This is a genomic window from Mycobacterium sp. E1715 (genome assembly GCF_001667625.1).
GTDB lineage: Bacteria > Actinomycetota > Actinomycetes > Mycobacteriales > Mycobacteriaceae > Mycobacterium.
In genome coordinates this window covers 1-10006 of record NZ_LZJJ01000409.1, presented here as the reverse complement: position 1 = coordinate 10006, position 10006 = coordinate 1, and the positions used below count along the sequence as shown (strand labels likewise).

9 protein-coding genes are annotated in these 10006 nt (G+C 66.7%); 5 read left to right on the top strand and 4 right to left on the bottom strand.

Annotated features, from left to right (window positions below; translation table 11 throughout):
* The first annotated feature begins 229 nt into the window (after window positions 1-229).
* From A9X03_RS20010 to A9X03_RS19995, 4 genes are all read left to right on the top strand, one after another.
* The gene (locus tag A9X03_RS20010; RefSeq protein ID WP_231975429.1) at window positions 230-1432 is read left to right on the top strand and encodes a cytochrome P450; all 1203 of its coding nucleotides are present in this window, start codon (window positions 230-232) and stop codon (window positions 1430-1432) included.
* 11 nt (window positions 1433-1443) lie between these two features.
* Window positions 1444-2664 carry a CaiB/BaiF CoA-transferase family protein gene (locus tag A9X03_RS20005; protein WP_067755144.1) on the top strand — a complete coding sequence of 407 codons (1221 nt, stop codon included), beginning with the start codon at window positions 1444-1446 and terminating at the stop codon, window positions 2662-2664.
* 39 nt (window positions 2665-2703) lie between these two features.
* Entirely contained in the window at window positions 2704-3561 is an 858-nt protein-coding gene (locus A9X03_RS20000) for a mycofactocin-coupled SDR family oxidoreductase (protein WP_055404272.1), read from the top strand.
* 64 nt (window positions 3562-3625) lie between these two features.
* Window positions 3626-4915 carry a phosphotransferase family protein gene (locus tag A9X03_RS19995; protein ID WP_231972835.1) on the top strand — a complete coding sequence of 430 codons (1290 nt, stop codon included), beginning with the start codon at window positions 3626-3628 and terminating at the stop codon, window positions 4913-4915.
* Between the two features lie 18 nt (window positions 4916-4933).
* Here A9X03_RS19995 and A9X03_RS19990 read toward each other — a convergent pair whose 3' ends face one another.
* Window positions 4934-6148: a cytochrome P450 gene (locus A9X03_RS19990; RefSeq protein ID WP_067755150.1), complete on the bottom strand. Its 1215-nt coding sequence runs from the start codon at window positions 6146-6148 to the stop codon at window positions 4934-4936.
* A gap of 183 nt (window positions 6149-6331) precedes the next feature.
* Here A9X03_RS19990 and A9X03_RS19985 point away from each other — a divergent pair, with 183 nt between their 5' ends.
* Window positions 6332-6886, top strand: a complete 555-nt coding sequence (locus A9X03_RS19985) for a TetR/AcrR family transcriptional regulator (RefSeq protein ID WP_067784306.1) — start codon at window positions 6332-6334, stop codon at window positions 6884-6886.
* 8 nt (window positions 6887-6894) lie between these two features.
* On the opposite strand, the gene A9X03_RS19980 is transcribed toward A9X03_RS19985, so the two are convergent.
* The 3 genes from A9X03_RS19980 to A9X03_RS19970 all read right to left on the bottom strand — a co-directional run.
* Window positions 6895-8013, bottom strand: a complete 1119-nt coding sequence (locus A9X03_RS19980) for a thiolase family protein (RefSeq protein WP_067755156.1) — start codon at window positions 8011-8013, stop codon at window positions 6895-6897.
* Window positions 8010-8216, bottom strand: a complete 207-nt coding sequence (locus A9X03_RS19975; RefSeq protein WP_231975428.1) for a hypothetical protein — start codon at window positions 8214-8216, stop codon at window positions 8010-8012. Before A9X03_RS19975 ends, A9X03_RS19980 begins: the two co-directional genes overlap by 4 nt.
* A gap of 25 nt (window positions 8217-8241) precedes the next feature.
* The coding region (locus A9X03_RS19970) for a CoA transferase (RefSeq protein WP_068262603.1) at window positions 8242-10006 on the bottom strand (1765 nt) is incomplete at its 5' end.

Here is a 10006-nt window from a genome sequence, read left to right as displayed (position 1 = left end):
GGGTACGCCAGGTCGTCAACGATGCGCTCGACGACCTGCCGAACGGTGAATTCGACTGGATTCAACGGGTCGCCGAGGTAGAACGCCGGCTCGTCGAAGCGGGCCGCTGTGATCGTCACCATAAGACTGAACAATAGAACATCAACTGTTAATCTGCGAGTAGCCGTCCCGCCGGCCTGGCTGCGGCGCGGCATTGGCAGAAGAACAAAATCTGTTTTATTGTTGCATGGTGACGATCACAGCGGCCCGCTTCGACGAGCCGGCGTTCTACCTCGGCGACCCGAACGCCACATTCGCGCAGTTGCGCGAACACGATCCCGTGCATTGGTACGAGGAGGGCCAGTTCTGGGTGATCACCAAGTACGAAGACATCAAGGGTATCTCGGCTCGACCCGAGAGGTTCAAGTCGGAGCGCATTGGGATCATGATGGATCTGATCGCGCACCGGGAGGGCCGCGACCCTCAGGGATATGGCAACCGCGGCATCATGTTCATGGATCCGCCGGTGCACCGAGTGCACCGCAAGGCCGTCGGCGTGCGGTTCACGCCGGCCGCGGTCGCCAAGATGGAGGCCCGGGTACGCCAGGTCGTCAACGATGCGCTCGACGACCTGCCGAACGGTGAATTCGACTGGATTCAACGGGTCGCCGAGCCCATCCCCGTGTATGTGTTCGCCTACCTGCTGGGAGTGCCCGAGGAAGACTGGCCGAAGGTCGCGGGCTGGGCGACCACGATCGCCAACGTCGGTGGTGGGGCCGCGAGCGACGAGGACTACGCATTCATCTTCGAACACATCGGGCCCTATCTGATGGGCCTCGTCGCCGAACGCAAGGAGCATCCTCAGGACGATCTGCTCACGATGCTCTCCCAGGTGACCGTTGACGGGGAGCCCTTCGACGACATGCAGGTGATGATCTACGCGCTCACCTTGCTCGCCGCCGGCAGTGAGACCACGCAGAGCCTGATCGCGGGAATAGCCGATTGCCTCGACACGCATCCCGACCAATCGGCGGTGTTGTTCGCCGAACCTGGCCTGAGCGGCAACGCCGTCGAGGAGGTGCTGCGTTACTGGACGCCGGTGATGAGCATGGCCCGGCAGGCGGCCCGCGACGTTCGTCTGCGCGGTGCGGAGGTCAAGGAAGGCGACGGGGTGCTGCTCGCCTATGCGTCCGCGAACCGCGACCAGGAGCACTGGGGCCCGACCGCCGAACAGTTCGACATCCACCGCCAGGACGCCGCCAATCACCTCGGCTTCGGGGTCGGCGAGCACTTCTGCATGGGCGCCGCCCTGGCTCGACGCGAAGCTCGTCTGCTGCTGGAGGAAGTGGCGCGGCGCGCCAAGGGGATTCACGTGGTCGGCGACCGAGTGCCCCGCGTGTCGACGCTGGTGCACACGCACGACCACCTGCCTGTTGTGCTCGACTACCGCTGAGGGGCGTGCCCATGAGCGGACCCATGGCAGGCGTACGCGTCCTCGAGGTCGCCCAGTGGACGTTCGTTCCGGCCGCCGGTGCGGTGCTGGCGGACTGGGGCGCCGACGTACTCAAAATCGAACATCCGCGCACCGGCGATGCCCAGCGGGGCCTACGTCAGCTCGGCAACGTGCAGATCGCCGGCGACCGCAACCCCGTCATGGAGCACGCGAACCGCGGCAAACGATCTATCGCCCTGGACATCTCGACACCGGCCGGCCATGAATTGCTGATGGACATTGCGCGCACAAGCGACGTGTTCCTGACCAACTTCTTGCCCGACGCCCGTGCCAAACTGCGGATCGACGTCGATGACTTGCGGACGGCGAATCCCGACATCGTCTATGTGCGGGGCAGCGCATACGGAACGCTCGGCGACGAGGCCGGCATCGGTGGCTACGACATGACGGGCTTCTGGAGCCGGGGCGGTAGCGCGGCAAGCGTCACCCCGCCCGATATGGGCGGCGTCGTCGCACAACCCGGCCCGGCGTACGGAGATTCTCTGGGCGGCATGACAATTGCCGGCGGAATCGCGGCGGCGCTGTTCGCTCGTGATCGGACCGGTGAGGCCAAGGTGGTGGATGTGTCGCTCCTCGGAGTGGGGGTGTGGGCGATGGGGGTGGCAGTCAACGCCGCGCTGATCTCCGGAGAGCCGTGGCAGGCAAACCCCGCCGGCGCCAACGTCGCCCCCCACAATCCGCTGGTGGGCTTCTACCGCACCGGCGACGGGCGGTACATGGGATTGTCGATGATGCAAGGTTTCCGCCATTGGGCGGACTTCTGTTCGCGGGTCGGACTCCCCGAGCTTGCCACCGACGAACGCTTTGCCAGCCATGAGCTGCTAACCCGCAACGCGGCCCAGGCAACTGCGATCCTGCGCGAGGTGCTCGGAAGCAAAACCCTCGAGCACTGGCGCAAAGCGCTGGCCGGTTTCGAAGGGCAGTGGGCGCCCGTACAGAACACGATGGATGTTGTGGCTGACGAGCAGGTGAGGGCAAACGGTGTCATCGCGCCCGTCCAAGGCAGCGGCGGTGCCCTCGAGTTGGTATCGAGCCCCGTGCTTTTCGATCAGACACCGTTTACTCTCGGCCCGACACCGGAGTTCGCCGAACATACCGAGGCGCTATTGCTCGAACTGGGCAAGGACTGGGACGACATCATCGCCCTCAAGGACAGCGGGACCATCGCGTGATCGACAGCCCTCTTAAGATCCAACCAACGGAGTAAGCAGATGAATCGAGTCAGCGGCAAAGTTGCGGTCGTCACGGGTGCGGCGCGCGGCCAAGGACGCAGTCACGCAGTCCATCTCGCCGACGAGGGTGCCGACATCATCGCCGTTGACATCTGCGACGACATCGCGACCAACGACTACCCGATGGCACGCAAGAGCGACCTCGACGAGACGGCGAAGCTGGTGGAGAAGGCCGGCCGGCGGGTGGTCACCGCGGTGGCCGATGTGCGGGATCGGGCGGCCCTGAAGAAGGCGATCGACGACGGCGTTGCCCAACTGGGCGGGCTGCACGTCGTCGTCGCCAACGCCGGCATCTGCCCGCACGGAGAGCACAAAGGGTATCCGGCGTTCCGCGACGTGCTCGACGTGAACTTCCTCGGCGTGGTCAACACCGTCAACGCCGCGTTCGACCATCTGGACACCGGTGCGTCGATCATCGCCACCGGCTCGATCGCCGGACTGGTCTCCCAACACGACATGTTCAACGGTGGCGGCAACGCGGGCCCCGGCGGGCTCGGCTATGGTCTGGCCAAGAAGTTCGTCCGCGACTGGGTCAAATCGATGGCGATGACGCTGGCGGCGCGCGAGATACGCGTCAACGCCGTGCACCCGACGAACGTGAACACCGCGATGATGAACAACCCGATGATGTACAAGACGTTCCGGCCCGACCTGGAGGCTCCGACACACGACGATGCCTTCGTGATCTACCCGATGCTCCAGGCGATGCCGGTGCCCTGGGTGCAGCCCGAGGACATCTCGCACGCCGTGGTCTACCTCGCCTCTGACGAATCGCGATACGTCACCGGGCTGCAGATGTTCATCGACGCCGGTGCCGCGCTGAAAATGGGTTTCTGACCTCCCCGACGACATGACACCCGATCAGGCGGTACGAAGCTGGCTCGAGAGTCACCTGGGGCCCGTGCGGGCCTTCGAGCGCCAACCACGTTGGCGTCCGGCCTGGTTCGCCGACGTCGAACGCGACGGCACGATCATGCCGCTGTATGTGCGGGGCAACCGCGAGGGCATGGAGTTCTCGTTGTCCACCCATCGAGAGGCGGACATCCTTGAAGCCCTGGAGAAGCAAGGGATTCCAGTCCCACACATTCACGGTCGGATTGAGGCACCACCGGCCATCGTGATGGATCGCCTCCCCGGCGCCACCAATCTGTCAACCTCGCCGAGTGCAGCAGAACGCAACTCGGTCATCGATGAATACATGGAAATCCTTGCGCGGATCCATCGGCTGGATCCGGGTGAGTTCTCCACCGCCGGGCTCAAGTTGCCCGAAAGCCCTCAGCAGCACGCGTTGTCGAGCTTCGAAGCGTCCGTCGCGAGGTATCGGTCTACCAAGAAGCGCCCGGAGCCGTTTCTGGAATTCGGCATCGGCTGGATCCGCCGCCACGTTCCCGCGCACCGGTTCGACCCTCGCTTCGTCCTCGGCGATCCCGGACAGTTCATGTTCGCCGACGGTCGTGTGACCGGACTGCTCGACGTCGAACTGGCCTACCTCGGCGACACCGCCCACGACCTCGCAGGACTGCGCCTGCGCGACATCTCCGAGCCCCTCGGCGACCTCGAGCGCGCGTTCCGGCGCTATGAGGAGGTTTCCGGCGTGGAACTGGACCTGCCGGTGGTCGAGTTCCACACCGCGCAGTTCTCGCTCACCACGCCTCTCTCGTTGGTGATGGTCTTGCACAACCCTTTTCCGATGAGCGACTTGCTGCAATATGAGGAGTGGTTTCAGCAATGCTCGCTCAACGCAGTCGAAGCCATGGCCGCGGTCGAGGGCGTCGCCCTCGGCGATTACCGACTCCCGCAGGCGACAGATGTCCGCCAGAGCGGCCTTATCGACGCGTTGGCACCCATCATCGAGGAGCTAGCGGCCGAGACCGAGATTGAGCGCTTTCGCCGGCATCAAACGGCGCAAACCGCGCGCTACGTCGCCGGCGTCTGCCGGCACGGCCCCGCGATCGAATCCGAAAACCTCGACGACGTCGAACGCTTGCTCGGCTCCCGATACGCCGACTGGCGTGCAGGCGATGCGGCGCTTGAGGCATTCGTGCTGCAGGCGCCCGACAACATGGACACCGAGCTCATTCGGCTGTTCCACCGCCGCATCATGCGGCAAATGCGTTTACTGGAGCCGGTTCTCAACCGCGCCGGCGGCGTGCACCCGCTGACGCCGCTGGCCCGGTTACTCGGCCGCTGACGCGCGCGTCGGAGGCCGCTACCGTGCGACGAGCTCCAGCCGCTTCCGTCGCCGGACCAGGATGCTGGGCAGCCAATCTCCGACGTCACACGCGTCGATCCAGGTGGTCCGCTCCAGTAGCATCTTGAACACGATCTGAGCCTCCAACCGGGCCAGGGCCGCCCCGACGCAGAAATGCACGCCCTTGCCGAACGTCACATGCCCCTTCCCGTTGCTGCGGTCGAGAAGGAATTCGTTGGGCGACTCGAAGTGCTCGGGGTCGCGGTTGGCGGCTCCCCACAAAAGAATCAGATGCGCATTCCCCGGCACCTCCACCCCGCCGAGGGTGGTGTCACGCCACACGTGGCGGTAGTGGCCACGAAACGGCGGCTCGTAGCGCAGTGTTTCTTCGATGAAATTGCCTAGTAGTTCCGGGTTTTCGCGAATCCGCTGTTGGACCTCGGGGCGGTCGGCGAGAATCCATGCCGCACTGCCCAACAACGAGGCGGTCGACTCGCCGGCGGCACTGAACAGCGTGAGCATGATGCCCATCGCCACGGCCTGGTCCACCTCGCCGGAGGCGTAGCGGGCGGCCATGTCCGGTATCAGCCCGGATTTGTCCGCGGTATCCGCCTTGTCGAAATGTTCCATGACGTACGCCGACAGTTCGAACGCCGCAATCCCGGCCTCCGCGAGCTGCGCCTCGGTGACGACGCCGTCGAGCAGGGTGGTGGTGGCGTAACCCAGCCGGATCAGTTTGTCGACATCGGCATGGGGCAGGCCCAGCAATTTTGCGACCACCATCATCGGGAGCCGGTTCGCCACCGCGCCCATCCATTCGATGCGTCCTTGGTGCAGGTTCTCCTCCCACAGGCGCTCGGCGGTCTCCGCAGCGAATTCCTCGATGATCCGCACCCGGCGCGCGGACAGGTGTGGGAGCAAGATCTTGCGGTGCAGTGCGTGCGCCGGATCATCGGCCGTGGCCAGGGCGTGGGTGGGGCTTCCCGCCTCCATCATCGGCAACGCCCCGATGCTGCCGTCCTCGCGGAAAATCATGGTTGCCGTGAGATTGGACGAAAAGTCATCGACCCGAGTGACGGCCTCGATCAACGCGTCCCAGCCACACACGGCATAGAAGTCGGAATCGGCGATGCGATGCACCGGAGCCGTCGCGCGCATCCGGTCATACATCGGATACGGATCCTGCAAAGCCTCGGCACCGAAGAAATCGACCGGGTCGCTCAAGACCGCCATAGACCCAGGCTGAAGGTGACCGTCGGCGCGGTCAATAGGGCGAGGAAAGTTTGATAAGCCTCCCGCCGCGCCGTCCGTGCACCCCAAACCGCTTGCGCGGGAGGACCAGCGCGTTAGCCTGAGAATTGTTACCGATAATTCTCACCCTGAGGGAAGTTTCTGTCGGCTGTACGGGAGGGTTGCATGGCACGGAACGACTGGCTGGTGGGCCGGGATCGCCGCAGCGCAGCCGCCGAACGGATATATGCGGCCGCCGCCGACCTCATCTCGCACGTCGGATACGACGAGTTCACCATCGAGAGCCTCGCCGAAACGGTCCACTGCTCACCGGCGACTATTTACCGGCACGCCGGCGGAAAGGCGGCCATCAGGGACGCGGTGGTTGCCCTCCAGGCAAGCCGCATCGTCGATACCGTGCGCGAGGCCATCAAAGACCTGACCGGCCGCGAACGAGTGGTGACGGCCACCATCCTGGCCCTGCAGCGCCTGCGCTCTGATCCGTTGGCGCAGCTCATGCAGACCGCACCGACGGTGCCGCGCAGCGAGTGGCTCACGAACTCCCCCGCTGTCACCGCACTCGCCTATGACATGCTCGGATCCGACAATGCAGATCCACTTGCCGCCCAATGGCTTATCCGGGCGTTCCTGGCGCTGTGGTGGTGGCCGGTGAGGGACCCCGCCGACGAACGCGCCCTCGTCGAACGCTTTTTCGGCCGGTCTTACGAAGACCCCGGCTGAGGGCCGAATCACCGACCCAGTACGGCCACAACACAGGACCCACCGCCCCCCATCGCCTGCGCCAGCCCGACGCGGGGATCGGCGGCCTGCCGCGAATCCGACTCTCCACGAAGCTGACTCACCACCTCGGCGACCTGGGCCAGTCCCGTTGCACCGAACGCATGCCCGCGGGCAAGGCAGCCGCCGTCGGTGTTGGTCGGCAGCCTGCCTTTGGATCCCAACCCGCCCGACTGGACGAGTTCGGCGACATCCTTGACGTCGACGAGGCCGAGTGCGATCAGCGCGGTGACCTCCTCGCTGGCGCACATGTCATGCAGGGAAACAATTCCGACGTCATTCGCCGCGACCTGCGCCGCGGCGTAAGCCCGCCCTGCCGTCAGGGTTATTTGCGACGGCGGGCCGACGCACGGACCGGCCAGCGGCCAGCCCGGGTCGCGCGGCCAACTCGTCTGCTCGATGGCGTTGATCGCCACGGACCGCATGCGTGGTCCGGACGTCACGACGATCGCGGCGCCGCCGTCGACCGAGGCGTGACACATCATCTTGGTTAGCGGCTCGGCGATCATCCGCGACGACATCACCTGTTCAACGGTCACCTCGTGGTCGTTGCGCCGAGCCGCCAGCGGATTCAGGCGCGCCTGGTTATACGACTTGGCCGCGACGGCACCGATAACATCCGGCGCGCAGTTCGCCTCGTACAGAAAGCGATTCGCCTCGATCGCGTAGTGGATCTGCGGCGGGAACCGGTCCCAGAAATCGACCGCCGCCGGTACCACCCCGCCGGGCTCGAGCGCGGTCGTCTTCTCATAGCCGATCGCCAACGCCGCCTCGCAGCGGCCCGACGCCACCGCCCACACAGCATGCCGCAGGGCGACCATGCCCCCCGCCGAGGCGCTTTCGATCGCGGTTACCGGGATCCCGCTGCGTCCCAACGCATGCGCGACCTTCAGCCCGGTCTGCGGCGGCGCCATCGACGACGAGCAGAAGACCTCGCCGATGGCGTCATAGCCGAGACCCGCGTCCTCGAGCGCCTGCCGGGCGGCCGTCACCCCGAACTGGGCGAGCGCGGTGTCGCCGTGTTTGCCGAAGGGGGTGAGCCCGACGCCCGCGACGTGGACGCCCGTCACGCCGGATCCGCCTCGAAGAGCAGCACTTCAGCCTCGCCAAGCTTCCGCTCGACGATTCGGCCAACGGCACCGGGCCCGGGCCGTGGCCCGGACACCAGGAGTTGCACCCGGCCTTCGCGAGTGTCGACCCATGCGACGGAGTAGCCCTCCTGGCCGAACTCGGGAATCGGCGACCTCGACGGCACGAACGTCGATGCCCACACCGTCGCAGTCTCATCACTGGGTGGATCAGCCGGCACTTGTCATCCTCTCCTGACGGGCATTCGCGTCGCCCAGGGCCGGCGGCGGCGCCAGCGGGATCGGGCCCTGCCCGGTGAATCGCCACGGGAGACCGACCAGGCGCGCGGTGGTGATATCCGGATCGGGGTGGGCGATCTCCGGGAAGAATCCCCGCGCGGCCAGGTGGGGGTCGTTCACCAGGTCGTCCGCGCGCTGCACGACCGCAGCGCGCAACCCCGCGGCCGTCAGGCGCGCTGCCGCCTCGCGGGCCGGTTCGCCGGCGATCAGCGCGGCGAGCTGATCGGGTTCCCCGGCCAATTCCGTCAGGCGCGCCCGGTCCGCGGGAGCCGAGAGTTCGACCGCCACCCAGCGGTCATCGGCGCTACGGTAGACGCCGCCCCGCGCGTCGGCCCCACCGTCGTACACCACCCCGACGGGGGCCGAGGCCGCGGCGACGAATTCGGCCACCGTGGACGCCACCACCTCGGCCATGGACAGATCGATCACCGCCCCGAAGTCGCGGGCAGGCCCGAGCGCCCAAGCCGCTATCACGGTGGCCGCCACCACCGAAGACAGCGGGTCGGCGATTACCGTGCCGAGCCGCGCCGGCGACCCGTCGGATCCCGTGGTGAGTCCGGCCAGACCCCCGTAGGACTGAACGTTGTTGGCGTACACGCGGTATCCGGCCATGGGACCCGTCGACCCGAAACCCGAGACCCGCATCACCAACCGGCCCGAGTCGGCGATTTCGGCGGGGTCGACGCCGAGCCGGGTCAGCCGTGCCGCGCCGACATTCTCGATCAGCACGTCGGCTTCCTCGAGGGCGGCGGCGACGTCCTGCGTCGGCCGGCCGGGATCGATCAGCGCGCTGCGCTTGGAGTGGTTGGCCACCGCGAAATACGCGCCGCGCTCGACGCCGGGCCGCCCTGCGGCGAACGGTCCGGTGCGGCGGTAGATGTCGAGTCGGTCGCGGTCTTCCAGTCGCAGCACCCGGGCACCCATCCCACCGAGCAACGCGCCGACGATCGGCCCGGCCAGGACGTGGGTCAGCTCGGCGACTCGCAGGTCGTTCAGCCGGCCCGTGCGGTGCCGTCCGAACCGCCCGCCCGGGCGCGTCGCCCATGGGGGGGCCAGTACGGACAGGGCAGTACCGCCCAGTCGAGTCACCGAAATGGCTCCGCGAGAAGCGAATTGGGGCGACGTCAGGATCTCCGCGGGTGTATTCACCGGCGTCGAAGGCACGCCGTTGGCCTGCAACAGGGCTGCGCAGTCTTCCTTGAGGAGCGTCGCCGCCCACGCCCCGACGTGGTGGTTGATCAAATCGGCGTGCTCTATCCGGGCGGCTCGTTCGCCCAGGCCCGTGGCCCATCCGGGATGACCCAAGGCCACCAACAGGCCGGTCCACTGGTGATTTTCGACGGCGGTGATGCGCACCAGTCCGTCGCGGCAGGCGAACAAGCCCGACGGGGCGAGATAACGCCCGCTGCCCGCCCTTCCCGGGCAGGAGTACAGCACGTGGGCGCACTCGGGAAGGGCCGCGGTGAATGCGACCGCCTCCTGCACCGACACATCCACGCTCACCGGCGCGCTCGTAGCGTTGCGCCGATCGAGGCCGTGCAGGGCCGCCAGCGCCGTCACCGCGCCCGCCGCCTTGAGCGCGACATAGCCAGGGGCGGGCACCGGCGTCCCGTCAGAGCCCTCGATCGTAGCGAGCATGCCACCGGTCGCTTGGGCGATCAGTTCACCACCCCGCTCGACGGAGCGCGGTCCGGTC